The 19,700-nt window shown below is 55.2% G+C and carries 15 protein-coding genes; 4 read left to right on the forward strand and 11 right to left on the reverse strand.

Annotation, left to right across the window (positions count from 1 at the left end; genetic code table 11):
• Positions 1-2,433 (forward strand): bifunctional aspartate kinase/homoserine dehydrogenase II, encoded by a 2,433-nt coding sequence (locus PGR23_RS23110; RefSeq protein WP_047078382.1) that lies wholly within the window; start codon positions 1-3, stop codon positions 2,431-2,433.
• A 32-nt stretch (positions 2,434-2,465) separates the two neighbouring features.
• On the opposite strand, the gene malI is transcribed toward PGR23_RS23110, so the two are convergent.
• Positions 2,466-3,482, reverse strand: a complete 1,017-nt coding sequence (malI, locus tag PGR23_RS23115) for a Mal regulon transcriptional regulator MalI (RefSeq protein ID WP_315712093.1) — start codon at positions 3,480-3,482, stop codon at positions 2,466-2,468.
• Between the two features lie 91 nt (positions 3,483-3,573).
• Entirely contained in the window at positions 3,574-5,073 is a 1,500-nt protein-coding gene (locus PGR23_RS23120; RefSeq protein WP_315712095.1) for a PTS transporter subunit EIIC, read from the reverse strand.
• A 366-nt stretch (positions 5,074-5,439) separates the two neighbouring features.
• Between PGR23_RS23120 and metF the strand changes: the two genes are divergently transcribed.
• Positions 5,440-6,327 carry a methylenetetrahydrofolate reductase gene (metF, locus tag PGR23_RS23125; RefSeq protein ID WP_015368922.1) on the forward strand — a complete coding sequence of 296 codons (888 nt, stop codon included), beginning with the start codon at positions 5,440-5,442 and terminating at the stop codon, positions 6,325-6,327.
• A gap of 151 nt (positions 6,328-6,478) precedes the next feature.
• Entirely contained in the window at positions 6,479-7,405 is a 927-nt protein-coding gene (locus PGR23_RS23130; RefSeq protein ID WP_047047225.1) for a DMT family transporter, read from the forward strand.
• 44 nt (positions 7,406-7,449) lie between these two features.
• Here the strand turns inward: PGR23_RS23130 and nagE are convergent, their stop codons facing one another.
• The 9 genes from nagE to PGR23_RS23175 form a co-directional block, all read right to left on the reverse strand.
• Positions 7,450-9,462 carry an N-acetylglucosamine-specific PTS transporter subunit IIBC gene (gene nagE / locus PGR23_RS23135; protein WP_047047228.1) on the reverse strand — a complete coding sequence of 671 codons (2,013 nt, stop codon included), beginning with the start codon at positions 9,460-9,462 and terminating at the stop codon, positions 7,450-7,452.
• 260 nt (positions 9,463-9,722) lie between these two features.
• Positions 9,723-10,865: an N-acetylglucosamine-6-phosphate deacetylase gene (gene nagA / locus PGR23_RS23140; protein WP_047078378.1), complete on the reverse strand. Its 1,143-nt coding sequence runs from the start codon at positions 10,863-10,865 to the stop codon at positions 9,723-9,725.
• Between the two features lie 10 nt (positions 10,866-10,875).
• Positions 10,876-11,613: a glucosamine-6-phosphate deaminase gene (nagB, locus tag PGR23_RS23145; protein WP_047066289.1), complete on the reverse strand. Its 738-nt coding sequence runs from the start codon at positions 11,611-11,613 to the stop codon at positions 10,876-10,878.
• 8 nt (positions 11,614-11,621) lie between these two features.
• Complete coding sequence (locus PGR23_RS23150; protein WP_047047236.1) at positions 11,622-12,536, reverse strand: glycyl-radical enzyme activating protein; 915 nt, start codon at positions 12,534-12,536, stop codon at positions 11,622-11,624.
• A gap of 12 nt (positions 12,537-12,548) precedes the next feature.
• Positions 12,549-14,972 carry a glycyl radical protein gene (locus tag PGR23_RS23155; protein WP_047047239.1) on the reverse strand — a complete coding sequence of 808 codons (2,424 nt, stop codon included), beginning with the start codon at positions 14,970-14,972 and terminating at the stop codon, positions 12,549-12,551.
• Positions 14,973-15,130: 158 nt separating this feature from the next.
• Positions 15,131-15,880 (reverse strand): DeoR/GlpR family DNA-binding transcription regulator, encoded by a 750-nt coding sequence (locus tag PGR23_RS23160; protein WP_045395317.1) that lies wholly within the window; start codon positions 15,878-15,880, stop codon positions 15,131-15,133.
• A 138-nt stretch (positions 15,881-16,018) separates the two neighbouring features.
• Positions 16,019-17,122 carry a bifunctional L-1,2-propanediol dehydrogenase/glycerol dehydrogenase gene (gldA, locus tag PGR23_RS23165; protein WP_047047243.1) on the reverse strand — a complete coding sequence of 368 codons (1,104 nt, stop codon included), beginning with the start codon at positions 17,120-17,122 and terminating at the stop codon, positions 16,019-16,021.
• A 54-nt stretch (positions 17,123-17,176) separates the two neighbouring features.
• Complete coding sequence (gene fsa, locus PGR23_RS23170; protein ID WP_004203684.1) at positions 17,177-17,839, reverse strand: fructose-6-phosphate aldolase; 663 nt, start codon at positions 17,837-17,839, stop codon at positions 17,177-17,179.
• A 205-nt stretch (positions 17,840-18,044) separates the two neighbouring features.
• Positions 18,045-19,025, reverse strand: a complete 981-nt coding sequence (locus tag PGR23_RS23175) for a helix-turn-helix transcriptional regulator (protein WP_396280121.1) — start codon at positions 19,023-19,025, stop codon at positions 18,045-18,047.
• A gap of 24 nt (positions 19,026-19,049) precedes the next feature.
• On the opposite strand from PGR23_RS23175, the gene zinT reads away from it, so the two are divergent.
• Positions 19,050-19,700: a metal-binding protein ZinT gene (gene zinT, locus PGR23_RS23180; RefSeq protein ID WP_047078375.1), complete on the forward strand. Its 651-nt coding sequence runs from the start codon at positions 19,050-19,052 to the stop codon at positions 19,698-19,700.

Here is a 19,700-nt window from a genome sequence, read left to right on the forward strand (position 1 = left end):
ATGAGTGTGATTGCGCAGGCAGGGGCGAAGGGTCGTCAGCTGCACAAATTTGGTGGGAGTAGTTTAGCGGATGCGAAATGTTACCTGCGCGTCGCCGGGATCATGACCGACTATGCGCAGGCAGGCGATATGATGGTCGTCTCTGCCGCCGGTAGCACCACCAACCAGCTGATTAGCTGGCTGCAGCTAAGCCAGACCGATCGTCTTTCTGCGCATCAGGTGCAACAAGCGCTGCGTCGCTATCAAATGGACCTGATCGCCGGCCTGCTGCCGGCGGATTCCGCCGACGCGCTGATCGCGACGTTTATTCACGATCTTGAGCGTCTGGCGGGCCTGCTGGATAGCGGCGTCACCGATGCGGTATATGCCGAAGTCGTCGGCCACGGCGAAGTGTGGTCCGCGCGCCTGATGGCGGCGGTACTAAACCACCTTGGCGTTGAAGCCGCCTGGCTGGACGCGCGCGCTTTCCTGCGCGCGGAACGCGCCGCGCAGCCGCAGGTTGATGAAGGCTTATCCTACCCGCTGTTACAACAGTTGATGGCGCAGCACCCCAACAAACGGCTGGTGGTGACCGGCTTTATCGCCCGTAACAATGCCGGGGAAACCGTACTGCTGGGCCGTAACGGTTCCGACTACTCCGCCACCCAAATCGGCGCGTTGGCCGGTGTTTCCCGCGTCACCATCTGGAGCGACGTGGCCGGGGTTTATAGCGCCGACCCGCGTAAAGTGAAAGATGCGTGCCTGCTGCCGCTGCTGCGTCTTGATGAAGCCAGCGAGCTGGCTCGCCTGGCGGCGCCGGTGCTGCACGCGCGTACGCTACAGCCGGTTTCCGGCAGCGATATCGATTTACAGCTGCGCTGTAGCTACACCCCGGACCAGGGTTCGACGCGCATTGAGCGCGTGCTGGCATCCGGCACCGGCGCGCGTATCGTCACCAGTCACGACGACGTCTGCCTGATTGAATTCCAGGTGCCGGCCGGGCAGGATTTCAAGCTGGCGCATAAAGAGCTGGATCAGATTTTCAAACGCGCGCAGCTGCGCCCGCTGGCGGTGGGCGTGCATGCCGACCGTAAGCTGCTGCAGTTCTGCTACACCTCTGAAGTGGCCGACAGCGCGCTGAAACTGCTGGATGAAGCGGGCCTGCCTGGCGAGCTGCGTCTGCGTCAGAAGCTGGCGCTGGTGGCGATGGTCGGCGCGGGCGTGACCCGCAATCCACTGCATTGCCACCGTTTCTGGCAGCAGTTGAAAGGGCAGCCGGTAGAGTTTACCTGGCAATCGGAAGAGGGCATCAGCCTGGTGGCGGTGCTGCGCGCCGGCCCAACCGAGAGCCTGATTCAGGGACTACATCACTCCGTGTTCCGCGCTGAAAAACGCATCGGCCTGGTGCTGTTCGGCAAAGGCAATATCGGCTCCCGCTGGCTGGAGTTGTTCGCGCGCGAGCAGAGCACGCTTTCCGCCCGCACCGGCTTTGAGTTCCTGCTGGCCGGGGTGGTGGATAGCCGCCGTAGCCTGCTGAATTACGAAGGTCTGGATGCCAGCCGCGCATTGGCATTCTTTGAAGATGAAGCGGTCGAGCAGGATGAAGAGTCGCTATTCCTGTGGATGCGCGCGCACCCTTATGATGATTTAGTGGTGCTGGACGTGACCGCCAGCGAACAGCTGGCCGATCAGTATCTGGATTTCGCCAGCCACGGTTTCCATGTGATCAGCGCCAATAAGTTGGCGGGCGCCAGCAGCAGCGATAAATATCGCCAGATCCACGACGCCTTCGAAAAGACCGGCCGTCACTGGCTGTATAACGCCACCGTCGGCGCAGGCTTGCCGGTTAACCATACGGTGCGCGATCTGATCGACAGCGGCGATACCATCCTGGGGCTGAGCGGTATCTTCTCTGGTACGCTCTCCTGGCTGTTCTTGCAGTTTGACGGCACGGTGCCATTTACCGAACTGGTGGATCAGGCCTGGCAGCAAGGGCTGACCGAACCGGACCCGCGCGTTGACCTGTCGGGTAAAGACGTGATGCGCAAGCTGGTGATCCTGGCGCGCGAAGCTGGTTACAATATCGAGCCGGATCAGGTGCGCGTGGAATCGCTGGTTCCGGCGCATTGCGAAGAGGGCTCGGTCGACCACTTCTTTGAGAACGGCGAAGAGCTGAATGAACAGATGCTGCAGCGCCTTGAAGCCGCCCGTGAAATGGGGCTGGTGTTGCGTTACGTGGCGCGTTTTGATGCCAACGGTAAAGCGCGCGTCGGAGTAGAAGCAGTGCGTCAGGAACATCCGCTGGCGGCGCTTTTGCCGTGCGATAACGTCTTTGCCATCGAGAGTCGCTGGTACCGCGATAACCCAATGGTGATTCGTGGGCCAGGCGCAGGCCGCGATGTTACCGCCGGGGCCATTCAGTCAGATATCAATCGTCTGGCGCAGCTGCTGTAATCTGTCAGGCCGGCCCGCTGGGCCGGCCTTCATTATGCTGACTCCCGCGTCACCAGTTGTCCGGAAAGGGTAATACGCTGGGTAGGGAGAGCCGGTTCTTTGATCTTGCGGATAATTAACGCGGCGGCCTGACGGCCGGTCTCTTCGCTGGCGGAAGAGACATAGGTAAAAGATGGCGAAGTCAAATTCACATGCATCATATCTTCGAAGCCCACCAGCGCCACTTGTTGGGTAAGAAAGACATCTTTGCCCACCGTCCGTCCCACCTGATGAATGCCGTTGAGACAGCCAATCATCGCGTCCGGCGAATGGCAAAGCAGCGCGGTAATCGCGTTGTTCTGTTCCAGTAGCTGACGGGTGGCGATACTGGCGGCCTGGGTATTGTCGTGACAGGCGGGCGCAAACTCTTCGCGTACCGTCATGCCGTTTTTCTCCAGCGTGCTGTAAAAGCCGAGCAACCGCTGCTGACGAATAAGATCGTCTTCCTGACCGCCGATGTAGGCAATATAGCGATGACCACGCTCTATCAGATAACGCGCGGCGATGCTGGCGGCCTGACGATTATCGCGGACCACCTGATCGCGGTTGCCGGTTAACGGCGTTTGCGAGACCGTCACCAGAGGCAGGGGACATTGCAGCAGCGCTGCAGGCAGCGTATCGCGGGTGGTATCGGCATCAAGATAAATCACGCCGGCGACGCCCTGTTGTTTAAACGACAGCAGGCAGCGATCCAGATAGTCGCTATCGTTAAGCGGCTGGCCGAGAAATACCATATAGCCCTGTTTCTCCAGTTCCTGCACGATGTTGGCCATCACTTTGATGGAAAAACTGTCGTTGAAGTCGCGAAGAATCAGGCCGATTAGATTGGTGGTGTTGGCGCGAAGGTTGGCGGCGGCGACGTTATGCACATAGCCGAGCTCCTGGATGGCAGCATTGACTTTTTCGATGGTGGCGTCGGAAATTTTTCCCTTCTGACGTAATACCAGCGAGACCGTAGAAACGGAAACGCCGGCCAGTTTCGCCACATCTATAATGCTGACTTTCTTCAAAATCGCTCCATGAAAACTGTTGTATGACAGTCAGATAGCAGAAGATCGCTTCTCTGAGACAAGCGATCTTCCACACCATAACATCTTCTGGTTATTTGCCAATCATCCCCGACATGGTTTGAGCGATAAATTGCGCCCTGGCGCCAAAAATTATCTGGATACCGTTATCACCGACGAAGACTACGCCGCGCGCGCCGATACTGTTGAGGCCGTCTTTATCTACCGCCTCGCGTTCGGCAACCTCCAGACGCAGACGGGTGATGCAGGCGCCCACCGAGTCAATATTCTGTGAACCGCCGAGTAAGCTGACAATTTCAGTTGCCAGTTCGGCGTCGGTTTTATCATTGGCCGTTACGGTGATATCGGTACGTCCCGGCGTTTTCACATCGAAGCGGCGGATCACGAAACGGAAGGTGAAATAATAAATCAGCGCCATCGGCACGCCAACAATCACCGCGCTGAGGAAGTTTGTCTGATAGCCGTTCATGGAAGGCAGAATACCGAAGGAGATATAGTCGATAAGTCCGGCGGAGAACGACTTGGCAATATGCGCGTGCAGCAGGTACATGGTCATGTACGAGAGCCCCGCCATAATGGCGTTAAAGACGTACAGAATCGGCGCCACGAAGATAAAGGTGAATTCGACGGGTTCGGTGATGCCGGTCAGGAAGCAGGTCAGCGCGGCGGAGAACAGAATACCGGCCGCGATTTTTTTATTTTTAGTGTGCGCTTCGTGATACATCGCCAGACAGGCGGCCGGCAGAGCGAACAACATCAGCGGGAATTCACCCTGCATAAATTTGCCCGCGTTTTGATAGCTATCGGTGCTAAAAGATTTCACCCCTTCTTCCAGCATTTTAAACCAGATGGTCTGGTCGCCGTGGATCATCTGGCCCGCCTGAGTGGTGTAATCGCCGAAGGAGTACCAGAAGGAAGGGTACCAGATGTGGTGCAGGCCAAGCGGGATTAGCGCGCGTTCAACGAGGCCGAAAATGAAGGTGGAGGCGGCCTGGTTATCGCCGTTAATCACCATCGACAAGGAATCAATACCGGCCTGGATATGCTGCCAGATGTAAGGTAGCAACAGGCCGAGGATAAACGACAGGAAGGCGGTGGCGATCGCCACAAAACGCTTACCGGAAAAGAAACCGAGGAATTCCGGCAATTGCAGCGTGTGAAAGCGGTTGTAGCACCAGGCGGCGAGTATCCCGCAGATAAGCCCGCCGAAAACCCCCATCTGCAACGTCGGGATGCCGACCACCATCGCGTATTTGCCGCCCTGAGCGGCCATTTCCGGCGTAATGCCGAGTACGGTACCGATGGTAATGTTGGTGACGAAGACCGAGACCGCTGCCGATAGCGCGGCGATGCCGGATTCCGACGCGAGGCCGACCGCGGAGCCGATAGCGAAGAGCATCGGCAGGTTATCGAAAATAATACCGCCGGCATTCATCATCAGCGGTAAATGGAATTTATCCCCGAAGGCCAATAACAGGCCGGCGGCCGGGAGGAGCGAAATCGGCAGCATCAAGGCGCGGCCGATCATCGACAGTTTTGATAATGATTTTATGAACCCTGACCACAGACTCATGCTGATTACCCCGAATAGATATTATTGGCGATGATATGTTGAGTAGAACGTTCTACTAGAACGTTCTACTCAATGTGGATCAAGGTTGACGTTGCTGCAATAGTAATCGTTATGCCAGGGGGGGAGATGTGCGATTTTTTGAACTACTTCAAATTACGCTGCGGACAAAATCTGAAAATAACGCCAAGGCGCGCCTGGCCTGACGCGAGATGAACTTTTTTCACTTTGACTGAAAATTCCTCACTGTTTACGCAGATTTTTCTATTGACGCCCGCACGCTTTTCCGTCATTTTTACATCTGGACGTCTAAACGTATAGAAGTTCGCAACACGACTGATAAATATAATGCGATTGATGAGGTAAGGTATGAGCTTTTTTCACGCCAATCAGCGGGAAGCCCTGAATCAGAGCCTGGCGGAAGTCCAGGGCCAGATTAATGTGTCCTTTGAATTCTTTCCGCCGCGTACCAGTGAAATGGAGCAAACCCTGTGGAAATCCATCGATCGCTTAAGCAGCCTGAAGCCGAAGTTTGTTTCCGTCACCTACGGGGCGAACTCCGGCGAGCGCGACCGCACTCATAGCATTATCAAGGGCATTAAAGACCGCACCGGTCTGGAAGCGGCGCCGCACCTGACCTGTATCGACGCCAGCCGCGATGAACTGCGCGCGATTGCCCAGGATTACTGGAACAACGGTATCCGCCATATCGTCGCGCTGCGCGGTGACCTGCCGCCGGGTAGCGGCAAGCCGGAGATGTACGCCGCCGACCTGGTGACGCTGCTAAAAGACGTCGGTGATTTTGACATCTCCGTCGCTGCCTATCCGGAAGTGCATCCGGAAGCCAAAAGCGCGCAGGCCGACTTATTGAACCTGAAACGTAAAGTAGAAGCGGGCGCTAATCGCGCGATCACTCAGTTCTTTTTTGATGTCGAAAGCTACCTGCGTTTTCGCGACCGCTGCGTCTCCGCCGGTATCGACGTGGAAATTATTCCGGGCATTCTGCCGGTCTCCAACTTTAAACAGGCGAAGAAATTTGCCGATATGACGAACGTGCGTATCCCAACCTGGATGTCGAAAATGTTCGAAGGGCTGGATAACGATGCCGAAACGCGCCAGCTAGTAGGGGCGAATATCGCCATGGACATGGTGAAAATTTTAAGCCGGGAAGGGGTAAAAGATTTCCACTTCTATACCCTGAATCGCGCCGAAATGAGCTACGCCATCTGCCATACCCTGGGCGTGCGCCCGGCGTAATCACCTGTTTTACCTCTTGTTTCATCCTTATCGGGGCGGTGAACTGCAATTCACCGCCCCCTTTTTTAGCACGAAAAGTGCGCTCTGCCTTTAAGCAACCTTCCGCCAAAGCGAGTATAGTGCCCGCAAAAATCATGACGGTGGAGAAGTTATGACGGTTGCAAGGAACAGCAATCTCCTGGCCGGTTGCGGCCTCGTCCTGCTGACGCTTATCTGGAGCTACAGCTGGATTGCGATGAAACAGGTAACGCTCTATATCGGCGCCTTCGATTTTACCGCGCTGCGCTGTATCTTCGGCGCGATTGTACTGATGGCGGTGCTGGCGCTGCGCGGGCGCGGCATGCGGCCGACGCCGTTTGGCTATACCCTGGCGATTGCGCTGCTGCAAACCTGCGGCATGGTCGGCCTGGCGCAGTGGGCGCTGATGAGCGGCGGCGCCGGTAAAGTCGCTATTCTCAGCTACACCATGCCGTTCTGGGTAGTGATCATGGCGGCGCTGTTTTTAGGCGAGCGCATGCGGCGGCTGCAGTATGCCGCTATCGTCCTGGCGGCGTGTGGTCTACTGCTGGTGCTGCAGCCGTGGCAGTTGGATTTCTCCTCGATGAAAAGCGCGCTGCTGGCGATCCTCTCCGGCATCAGTTGGGGGGCGAGCGCGATTGTCGCCAAACGCATGTATCGCCGCTATCCGCGCCTCGATTTACTGTCGTTAACCGCCTGGCAGATGCTGTATGCCGCGCTGGTGATGAGCGTGGTGGCGTGGCTGGTGCCGCAGCGCAGTATTGACTGGCAGCCTGGGGTTTTCTGGGCATTGGGCTATAGCGCGATTCTGGCCACGGCGGTGGCCTGGAGTCTGTGGCTGTATGTCCTGCGTAATCTGCCTGCCAGCGTCGCCGGCCTGAGTACGCTGGCGGTGCCGGTCTGCGGCGTGCTGTTTTCCTGGTGGCTGCTGGGTGAAAATCCGGGGCTGGTGGAAGGCGGCGGCATTGTGCTGATTGTCGCGGCGCTGGCGATTATCAGCCTTAAAAAGCGCCACGCTCATGGGCAACACGTTGATCGGCCGGCGACGGCGGCAAAATAATCGTCACATGTGGCCGCATGGCGCGGCCACACCGTTTATCAATCTTATCCCTTAATGTGGTACAGCGGTTCACCCGCTTTCACCTGACCGTGCGCTTTGATTTCCAGCTGCGCGAACTCCTCTATATTGCTACAGAGCACCGGGCTAACCATCGAACGCACGTTAGCTTCGAGGTACACGAGATCCATTTCGAGAATCGGCTGACCTGCGACAACGGTAGCGCCTTCTTCCGCCAGACGGGTAAAGCCCTGGCCCGCCAGCGCAACGGTATCAATCCCCATATGCACCACGATCTCAGCGCCGTCTTCGGTCTCAAGACAGAAGGCATGATCGGTGTTGAAAATCTTGATGAGAGTACCCGCCGCGGGTGAAACCACAATGTTGCTGGCCGGCAGGATGGCGACACCACCGCCAACGGCGCCGCTGGCGAAAGCTTCGTCAGGGACTTGCTCCAGCGCGACCAGCTCGCCGCTCACCGGGGCGACGAGCTCGATAATCCGCAATGCATTCGCTGCCTTGCGTGGATTATTGTGGGCCTGCGCGGTGACGCTGGGGAGCGTCTGCGCGGCATCGACGTGACCCGCGGTTTTCATGGCGGTGGCGATTTTTTCCGCCACGAAGCCAACGATTATCTGCACGTTGCTGGCGTTGAGGCGAATGACCCCGCTGGCTCCCAGGCGGCGGGCCAGCGCTTCATCGACCAGCGTTGCATCCTTAACGCCAAGGCGCAGGCGGGTGATGCAGGCGTCGATATTGGTGAGATTATCGGAACCACCGATAGCGGCAATGTACTGGCGCGCCAGCGCGCTGATATCCTGCTGTTTCGCGGCGCTCAGGTTCACATCTTCGCCATCGGCGGCGCTGCCGGCAACGGACAGCTCGCGGCCCGGCGTCAGCAGGTTGAAGCGGGTGATGGTGAAGCGGAAGACCAGATAATAAATCGCGAAGTACACCAGCCCCATGGGAATGAGCAGATACCAGTGGGTGGCCAGCGGGTTGCGCGATGCCAGTACCATATCGACCAGACCGGCGCTGAAGCCGAATCCGGCGATCCAGTGCATGCTGGCGGCGATGAAGACGGACACGCCGGTTAAAAAGGCGTGGATGACGTATAGCGCCGGCGCGACGAACATGAAGGAAAACTCCAGCGGTTCGGTGATACCAGTAAAAAAGGCCGCGAACGCGCCAGCCATCATAATACCCATCACCTTCGCTTTATTTTCCGCACGGGCGCATTGGTACATGGCTAATGCCGCGCCCGGCAAGCCGAACATCATGACCGGGAAAAAGCCCGCCTGGTAACGACCGGTGATGCCAACCACCGCTTTACCGGAGGCGATGGACTGCGCGCCGCCAAGGAAATTCGGGATGTCGTTAATCCCGGCGACGTCGAACCAGAATACCGAGTTCAGGGCGTGATGCAGGCCGACCGGAATGAGCATACGGTTGAAAAAAGCATAGATACCCGCACCCAGTGAGCCCAGTTTTTGGATATGTTCACCGAAGCTGACCAGCCCGCTAAAGACCACCGGCCAGATGAACATCAGGACAAACGCCACCACAATCATAGTGAATGAAGTGAGGATCGGCACCAGTCGGCGTCCGCTGAAGAACGAGAGCGCTTTCGGTAACTCCGTGCTGCTAAAGCGGTTATAGAGTTCCGCTGAAATAATACCGACCATGATGCCGATAAACTGATTTTTAATCTTCGCAAAGGCCGCAGGCACCTGCTCGATTGGGATCTGCTGGATCATGGCGACAGCTGCCGGCGAACAGAGCGTGGTTAATACCAGAAAGCCGACAAACCCGGCCAGCGCGGCGGCGCCATCTTTATCTTTCGACATGCCGTAAGCTACCCCGACGGCAAACAGGACGCCCATATTATCGATAATGGCCGCACCGGACTGAATACATAGTGCGGCCAGCGCGTTAGAACTACCCCAGCCGTTGGGATCGATCCAGTAACCGATGCCCATTAAAATGGCGGCGGCAGGTAAAGTAGCGACGGGCACCATCAATGCCCGGCCGACTTTTTGTAGATAACCCAAAATATTCATATGAATTCCCTTAAAATAATAAATCCTGAAGCCGCATGTAATAAAGCGACTGACCTGTATAACGATGGGCAGTTAAAATTAAGCAGTCTTATTTTTATTGTGGGTTATTTTTAAGGGATTTCAGGAGGTGTTTAATGTTAGCCAGGTCGCATTTTAATAAATATTAAAAAGGACTTGGGTTATTAATAAATAGAATGAATAACAAAGCAGCGGTTATTTTTCAATAACCACCATTGTTAAATGATACGGAGGTGAATTAATTAACTTATTGACCAGGCTACCGTACCGCGACAATAGGTTGTATTCACCTGATAATTATCTTCAAGGACAACAATATCGGCATCGTATCCGCGCTGTAATTTCCCTTTTCGACTATCAAAACCTAATAACCGTGCCGGATTAATGGTGCAGGATTTTAATGCCGCGCTAAACGGCACCATTGCTCTTTCGACCATATTATATAAGCCGCGATTGAGCTGTAGCGTGCTGCCGACCAGGACGCCGTTATCCCGTCTGGTTGCGCCATCATCGCCAAGTACCATTGGCTCTCCGCCGAACATATAGCGCCCCGGAGGACAACCTTTCGCCTTCATCGAGTCGCTTATCATGATGATGTCATTATCATTTTTGCTGCGATAAAGGTGGGCGGCGGAAACCAGGCTGACAAAGATACCGTCGGCAATCACCTCGCCGTACAGGCCATCAAGATTCAGGGCGGCGCCAAGCAGGCCGGGCTCGCGATTGACGTATTTCGCCATGCCGTTATAGACATGGGTGACATTTTTAGCGCCGTTGGCGACCGCCGCCAGCGCCTGCTCGAAAGAAGCATCCGAATGGCCCATATTGACCACAATCCCTTTCTGCGCGCAGTAGCGGGTCAGCGCAAATTGATGGTCTTCTTCCGGGGCAAGGGTAATGGCGATAATGTGGTCGCGCGCCGCCTTTTCGAAAGCCTGAAACTGGGTGACGTCGGCAGGGCGAATCTGTTTTTCCGGCTGCGCGCCGCGGTAAAGTTGGCTCAGGAACGGGCCTTCGAGATGGATGCCCAGAATTTCCGCGCCGCTATATCCTTCGTCCATGACGTGGGAAATATTGTCCAGCGCCGCCAGTAGCGTCGCGTTTTCATCGGTAACGGTAGTCGGGCAAAAGGCGGTGACGCCTTCTTCTGGTAGGCGGGAGGCCCAGCGGCGTAGCCCCTGTGGGTCGTTTTCGTTGGTATCGTAATCCCAGGCGCCGTGCGCATGACTATCGATAAGGCCTGGTATAATGCGCCGCGCCCCGAAATCCTTATCCACGCGGGAGCTAAGACCGGGCGTGATCGCGCCGATAAGCCCATTTTCAATGGTTATTTGCGCCGGGTAAAAACCCCCGGCAAGCCACACTCGTTCGCTCTGGATTATCATATGCTCACCTTTAAGCGCTGATAAGCGATGCCGCGTCACGGTCGCATATGATGGTGACGTCCGCATGCATCAGTAAGAAGGAGGCGGGGAATTGCGGATCGATGCGTGTGCATTGGTGCAACTGCTTGATAATTTCCGCTTTTGATTTACCGTTGGCAATCAGCACGATCTTTTTGCTGCGCAAGATGGTGCCCATGCCCAAAGTGATAGCCTGCCGGGGGACTTCGTCCTGGCTGGCGAAGAAGCGGGCGTTCGCCGCAATGGTCTCTTCGTTAAGGTCGATGATATGGCATACCGGGCTATGGGTAGCATGGGGTTCATTGAAACCAATATGACCATCGTGACCAATGCCGAGAACGGTAATATCGAAATCGCCATGGCTTTGAATCAGGCGTTCGTAGCGAGCACATTCGGCCTGCAGGTCGGGCGCCAGAATATCCGGTACGAAGGTATTTTCTTCAGCCATGTTGGCATGCTGATAAAAGTGCTGTTGCAGGAAGTAATAATAACTTTGCGGATCGTTTTTGACCAGCGGGATATATTCGTCGATATTAAACGAGAGGGCGCAGGAGAAATCGGCTTCGCCATCTTTCGCCATTCGGCTCATTTCGGCCAGGAGGCCGACGGGGGTTCCGCCAGTCGGTAAGGCCATTACTAAATCCGGTTTTTTATTCAGCTCCTGGGCAATATGTTGTGCTGCCAGGGCGCTCATTTTTTCGTAGGTGTCGGTAATAATAAAGTTCAACATGTTAATCCTTAACCGCCAATGGTGGCTTTTAATCCAATATCTTCAGCGTATTGTTTAATTTGTTCTGTTACTTCGCGTTGGCATGTTGGAATGTTGTGTAGAAAATAGGGCATACCAAGCTTTTGATATTTCCCGATGCCATAAATATGGTATTCGAGAATATCAACCTGTAAAACCGCCGGACCGAGTTTACGAATAAAGTCGAGACGCTGGCGAATATCCTCCGGATCGTCGTTACGCGTCGGCACGATCACCATTCGCGCGAGGATCGGCTTGCCCATAGCGGCGATCGCTTTGGCATTATCGAGGATCCGCCGATTGTCTACGCCGGTACAGGCAAGATGAGTCTCGGGGTTGAAAGCTTTAAAGTCGTAAGAGACCAGATCGACCGTTTCAATCAGCGGGCGCAGCTTTTCCCAGCGGATATTGCCTGCAGTATCGAGACATACGTGTACGCCCTGCGCTTTCAATATTTGCGCTGTTTCTTTGACGAACTCCGCCTGCAGCGCCGGCTCGCCGCCGGAAAAGGTCACGCCGCCAGTGCTTGAGTCGTAAAATGTCTTGTCGCGCAGTAGTAATTCCGCCAACTGGTGCGAGGTCATCTCTTTAGCGACTTTTTCATAACCGTCGTAGGGGCAGAGATCGACCATATCCAGGAGATTGCTGCAATTTCTACGGTCTATATTGACGCCATTGCCAGGTTCAGCAAGGGTAATGGCGTGGTTGTTCGCCGCCTGTACGCAGGTACCGCACTGGCGGCAGCGTTCTTTAAACCAGAAAACGTTATGGCCTGGCCCGATGGTTTCCGGATTCGCGCACCACTGGCAGCGCAGGTTGCACTGCTGCATAAAGACGGTGCTGCGTATTCCTGGACCATCTTTGGTGGAATAACGTTGAATTCGGGATATCAGGCCAGTTCTCATCGCGTTTCTCTCTTACCAGCTCAGTTCGGTGCGCGCGATAATCGCATCCTGCGCTTCCGGCATCAGCGTTGAGAACAGCGCGCAGTACCCGGCAACGCGCACCATCAGATTCGGGTAATCCTGCGGATTGGCCTTCGCGGCGCGCAGAATATTGGAATCAATGATGTTGAACTGATTATGGAAGATGTTTTTCTCACGGCTGGCTTCCATAAAGGCGGTAAATTTCTCCAGATTGTCGTCGCCTTCAAGCGCGCTTGGCGTGAACTTCATATTCAGCAGCTGGCCGCCGGCGATTTTCTGGTTCGGCAGTTTCGCAACCGAGTTAATGACCGCCGTCGGGCCTTCTTTATCCGCGCCGAGGCACGGAGAGGCGCCTTCGTTCAGCGGCAGCGTCGCCAGGCGACCATCCGGCGTGGCGCCGACGTCAAAACCATTCGGCACGTATGAAGTAATATTAGAGGTCGACATGGTATAACCGCAGCCTTTTGGCCCCTTACCATAGCGATCGGTTTTGTATTTCGGCAGCAGTTTGAGATAGGACTCGAAGACATCGGCGACGATATGGTCGACATAGTCGATATCGTTACCAAACTTCGGCGCATTGCGGCACAGTTTGCGTACGCGCGCGCCTTCCAGACCTTCAAAGTTGCTATCCATGGCGTCACGTAGCTGTTGAAGCGTCAGGACTTTATCGTCGAAGACCAGTTTTTTCACTGCCGCCAGGCTATCGCCGACCACGGAAGGGCCAATGTTGGAGGAACTCACGAAGTCATATTCCGCGCCGCCGTTTTTCAACGTTTTACCGCGTTCCAGTGAGCAGTTAATCGTGGCGGAGGCAAAGGCATCGGCATCGTGGTATTTCAGCGCCCGGTCGCAGACCAGATCGCAATCTACCGCCAGATCGGAGTAGAACTCCAGCAGCTGGTTCCACGCCGCCCATACTTCATCGTAAGACTGGTAGTTTATTTCGCGGCCTTCTTTACCGTTGATTTTCACTAACTGCACGCCGGTCGCCGGATCGCAGCCGTTGTTCATCACCAGCTCAAGGATCTTGCCGAAATTCACATAGGTCATGCCGGTGGCGCGGTGCCCCCAGCGGCCTGGGATCGCGGTTTCTACGCAACCCATTGAAGCATATTCGCGGGCGACTTCTTCCGTCAGGCCCAGCGTCATCATGGCAGGGATAACCACTTCGTCGCAGAAGATCGACGGCATACCGAAGCCTTTACGAATGAGCTTTGCGGCATCCTGCATCAGCGAATGCGGGGTATCTTTTGAGAAACGAACGCTGAGGTTTGGTTCCGGCAGGCCGGTTAGCGCCATGGCTTCCAGCGACAGATAGGAAAGATCGTTGGTACCGTCGCTGCCGTCAGGCTTCATGCCGCCAACCATCAGGTTGGAATAGAGCGGATAGCCCCCGCTGTACTGAGTATGGCCCCACGGGCGTACTTTGTTCAGGCTGTTGGTCATGATGAAGAAGTGGGTCAGGATCTCCAGCGCCTTTTCTTTGCTGATTTTCCCGGCTTTGATATCGGCTTCGTAATACGGCCAGACGTACTGGTCGAAGCGGCCGAAGGAGAAAGAGTGGCCGTTGCTTTCAATCATCATCAGCAAATGGGTAAGGTAGACGGTTTCCACGGCTTCATAGAAGCTACGGGCTTTGCCTTCCATCAGATGGGCGAACATGTCGCTCATGGCCAGCAGTTCGTCGCGGCGTTTAGCATCGGACACTCTTGCCGCTTCGGTTTTAGCAAGCGCGGAGAAGCGTTTGCAGTATTTAAGCGCGGCCTCCATGGTAATAATGACCGCCTGATAGAAATCTTTTTGCTCGTCGGTCAGGTTGTCGTCATTTTCCAGGTGCTGTTTGGCGATATCGCGCATACCGCCATAGCCAACTTCCAGTACGAAATCATGGTTCGGAATGATATGGCCGTCGCCGGACATGCTGATGCCGCCGCGGTGCAGCACGCCCTGTTTTTCCGCCAGACGGTTAATTTGCGGTAGGTTGGCAAGCACTTCATCCTGATGGGTTTTTCCTTGCCAGTAATCCTGCAGGGTACGCAAGCGGGCTTTGGTGGATTCGGACACGCGGAAGCTATCACCGGAACGCTTATCAAATTCGTCCAGTTCATCGATAACCCAGTTAAAGGAGTATTCCGGGAACACCGGCGCGGCAAAATTGGCGCTCGCCTGGTTGCCGACAATCAGCATATCCGGTTCGATATAGATGGTCATTTTCTCCAGAATATCGGCTAACGCCAAAGCCCGGCGAATCACAATGGACTGGCCTTCGGAGCGTTTAAACGACTCGGTGATGATCTCTGCTCGTTCCGGGCATAGCGTCGCCACGCGATGGAACATCTGATCCTGTTTTTTAGCGATACGCGCGAAGTCGCAATCGTCGTTGGTAGGTTTGAAGCTCAGTAATCCGTTCATAAAGACCTCAATTCTGGAGGGGGTATCCCTATTCCACGCTTGAGGTGTTCTTTTGTCAATTTATTTATGATCTTTTGTGTTCTATTTATCATTAATAAATCTAAAAAGAACATTTAGAAAAAACGGAAAAGCACAGACGCCCGTTGCCGGGCGTGAAGTTATGCTGCGCTGTCGGCCAGCAACAGTTCGGTTTTTTGCGCAGTAAGCAGGGAGAGGATATCGGCTGGGAGGCCATCCTGACTGATAACGATGTCAAAATCGTCCAGTCGGGCATGGCCGGCAAGGAAAGTTTGCTCGAATTTACTTTTATCGGCGAGGAGGATTTTTTGCCGTCCGGCGCGCAGCAGCGCTCGCTTGACGTGGGCATCGGTCATTTTAGGGACCGTTAGCTCGCCGTGGTGGTTAATACCCTGGGTGCTGATAAAGACCTTATCGGCATGAATGGTGCTAAAAAACTCTGCGGTACTGAAAGAGATCATCCCCTGGGTATCATCTTCATATTCTCCCGGAGCGACGATTAACTTGATGTTTTTTCTTCCTTTTAGCAGGTTCACTACCGGTACTGAGTTAGTGATCACCATGATTTTTTTATCGAAAATTGATTGCGCTAGCGCCAGCAGCGTGGTCCCGCAGTCAATGATGATAGTGTCGCCGTCCTCAACCAGCTCTGCCGCTTTACGGCCAATCAGGTGTTTATCGTCAACCATCTGCACGGATTTAAGCTGAAAACTTGGCTCGACGCTGGCGCCGCTGGTCAGGTAGGCGCCGCCATAGGTCGTTTTGACGATTCCCTGTTTTTCGAAGAATGACAGATCCCGGCGGATAGTCATTTTGGTGACGCCGAACTTCTCGGCCAGTTCGTTTACAACGACTTTTTTGTCCTGTTGCAGAATGGCGTAAATGCTCATTCTTCTGTCTGATGATTGCATAACAACGATTTGCCCAAAGGAAAAACGCACTATAAAACACATCCCGTGTGCTGGCAATCGACGATCAAAGGAACATAAAAGAACACGCCCGGCTGACGCCGGGCGTAACGGGAAAGGTTATTCCCACTCTTGCAGGAAACGCTGTCCATATTGGTCGGCCACCAACAGCGCGGCGTAGACCTGGTCGGCGCTGGCGCCGCCCGGCATATTGTGGATAGTTTCGCCTTCGGCGCAGGCGGCTTCCGCGACTGTACGCATTTTGGCCGGGATATCGCCTTTAATATCGAGCTGCGCCAGCGTGATGGGCAGACCGACGCTGTGACAAAGCGCCGCAGCGGTCTCAATTTCTTCCACCGGCGCGTTTTCCAGCACCAGCTGCGTCAGGGTACCAAATGCGACCTTTTCTCCATGGTAGAAGTGATGGGCGTCCGGGATGGCGGTCAGGCCATTGTGAATCGCGTGCGCCGCCGCCAGCCCGCCGCTCTCAAAGCCGACGCCGCTCAGGTAGGTGTTGGCTTCGATCACCCGCTCGAGCGCTGGGGTAACCACATGCTGCTCGGCGGCAAGCATCGCCTTTTCACCTTCTTCAACCAGCGTGTTGTAGCATAGCTCCGCCAGCGCCAGCGCCGCCTGGGTGCATTTACCACCCGCCATTGTAGTCGCACCGCTGCGCGAGCAGGCGCGGGCTTCAAACCAGGTCGCCAGCGCATCGCCAATCCCGGCGGCCAGCAGGCGAGCTGGCGCGCCTGCGACGATCTGCGTATCGACAACCACCATGTTCGGGTTGTGCGGCAGCATCAGATAGCTTTCGAATTCGCCATCGTCGGTATAGATAACAGACAACGCGCTGCACGGCGCATCGGTGGAGGCGATGGTCGGTGCCACGACCACCGGCAGGTGCATATAGTGAGCCAGCGCTTTCGCGGTATCCAGCGTCTTGCCGCCGCCGATGCCGAGCACTGCATGGCATTGGGCGCTGCTGGCGATATCGCGCAGGCGGTTGATTTCATTTTGCGAACATTCACCGCCGAACGGGGCGATTTCGGCCACCAGACCAGCGCCGCTCAGGCTGGTACGCAGCTGCTCTTCGGCAAAGCCGAGAACGAACTTGTCGCCGATGATTAGCCAGCGTTCAGCCAGCGGTTTGAGATATTCGCCGAGGCGCTTGATGGCGCCAGCGCCCTGGATGTATTTACCGGGTGATTGAATAATGCGATCCATTTCGATTCCTCCGCGATGACCGTGCAAGCCGCCTGTTGGCGGCCGGCGATCGGATTACAGGTTCAACGTGCCAAATGCGTTATTCCAGTCCTGCTCAAACTTCTCTATGGCTGACTCTACCGCAGGGGTGCCGAGCATTTGTTGCGCTACGTCTAAGGGGAGGGTGATAGCTTCGCAGCCGGCTAACAGGCAATCCAGCGCCTGGCGCGGGGTTTTGAAGCTCGCGGCCAGGACTTTGCTTTCCGGGGCGTGCATTTCCAGCAGGGATTGCAGTTCTTGCACCATGCGAATGCCGTCACCGCCCTGGGCGTCGACGCGGTTGACGTACGGCGCGACGTATTTCGCGCCGGCCAGCGCCGCGAGCAGCCCCTGGGAAGCGCTATAGACGGCGGTGCCAAGTGTCGGGATGCCTTCTTTTTTCAGCAGTTTGATGGCGGCAAGGCCTTCGGCGGTAACCGGGATCTTAACCACGATTCCTGGTACGGCGTTACTCAGGCGTTTGGCTTCTGCCACCATACCTTGCGCATCGCGACTCATGGTCTGCGCGAACAGAATACCTTCCGGGCCGACGGCTTTTTGCAGGCGAGGCAGCACATCCCAGACCGGGGTTTTGCCGGCGGCGATGATGCTCGGGTTGGTGGTGACGCCAGCCAGCGGATAAATGCGGGCCAGACGTTCAACTTCAGCGACGTTCGCGGTGTCCAGATAGAGTTCCATAACCATTCCTCGATGTGTAATTCAATGATGTTGAGGTAAGGATACGGCTTCCGTTTGCCTGCCCGCCAGATGACAATTTTGCCAAAAACTGGATAAATGTACGCATTACGATTAAGAGTGATTTAGATCACATTTGTCCACGCAATAGTGCATCCAGGCTGAAATAGCCTGCAGGTGGAAATCAGTAACTTACAAAAATCTAGTTTTACGGCGCAGAGGGGTTTTCCGTCAGTTGGCTATGGTACTGGCGGCGATACTCGGAAGGAGAACGTTCAGTATTCTTGCGGAACAGGCGGCAGAAGTAATTGCTGTCGGCGAAGCCGCAGGCGTGGGCGATATCTTTTACTTTCATATCATGACCCTTCAGCAGCATGCGCGCCTGTTCGAGGCGGATATGATTGAGGTATTCGTTAAAGCCCATGGGTCCGCACTTCTGAAACAGATGTGAGAGATAGTTGGGAGAGAGATAAAACTCCTGGGCTACGGATTCCCGGCTCAGCGGCTCAGCGAAATGGACATCGATATACTGGCGGATCGCTTCGAACAGCGCCTGGCTGCGCGATGAGGTTTGCGCCTGGCTACCCAGCAGATCGGTACAGTGGCTGAGCAGACTAATCACGATGCAGCGGGCGGTTTGCTGCTCCTGCGGTTGCATGTGTATCTCATTTAGCGCCTGTAGCAGGAATGAACCCACGCGCGGCCCGCGGCGTGGTACCTGGATCTTCTGGACAAGAGTTAGCGCTTCTCCGTTCCAGCGCTGCAGCGTAAATTCCAACTGCTGTTTGCCAAACAGGATGCTTAAGAGCAGACAGGGCGTCTGCCAATGCGGCCAGTTCCAGCCATCGCCGGCAATATACAGTACATCACGCGCCTGCAGCGGCGCGGCGTTTTCGCCTAAGGCGAGATCGCGCAACTGCCCCTCAATGACGATATTCAGACGGGGGAAATCGAGCTGTATCACGGCTTCAGCAGGCGGTCGCATTGCGCCGGCAAAATGCACATCCGCAATGTTATTCGTTTTTTTTATCAATGAATCAATGAGTTGATTGATGCTATTGTCCATCATTGCCCCGTCAAATACGTCACGCGGTTCATCATACCGGACATTTTTCCAGCGGTAAAAGCGCGAACTCGTCGTTATTGCTTCTCGGTTGTGAAATGTTATATCGTAACATTTTGTCGCAATCAATATTCAACTCAGGAGAGAGTAATGACCCGAAAGATCCCCATGCTCGCGTTTGGCTTCGGCATGGCGCTTGCCAGCGTTCAGGCATTCGCCCACGGTAGCCATCATCATGGCCCGGCGTTAACTGAAACGGAACGCCGGGCCAGCGAAGGCATTTTTGCCGATAAAGATGTGAAGGATCGCGCGTTGAGCGATTGGGATGGCGTCTGGCAGTCAGTCAATCCGTACCTGCTGAATGGCGACCTTGACCCGGTTCTGGAGCAAAAAGCGAAAAAGCCCGGCGGCAAGAGCGTGGAAGAGTATCGCGCCTATTATAAGAAGGGCTATGCCACCGACGTAGAGCAGATTGGCATTGAAGATAACGTGATAGAGTTCCACGTCGGCAAGACCGTTAATAGCTGCAAATACCGCTACTCAGGCTACAAAATCCTGCAATATGCCTCCGGCAAGAAGGGCGTTCGCTACCTGTTTGAGTGCCAGCAGGCTGACGGCAAAGCGCCGAAATTCGTCCAGTTCAGCGACCATATTATTGGCCCGCGCAAATCGCAGCATTTCCATATTTTCATGGGGAATGAATCTCAGGAAGCCTTGCTGAAAGAGATGGATAACTGGCCGACCTATTATCCGTATGCGCTGCATAAAGAGCAGATCGTCGATGAGATGTTGCATCACTAA

The sequence above is a fragment of the Klebsiella sp. 141162 genome, assembly GCF_050600755.1.
Taxonomy (GTDB): domain Bacteria; phylum Pseudomonadota; class Gammaproteobacteria; order Enterobacterales; family Enterobacteriaceae; genus Klebsiella; species Klebsiella aerogenes.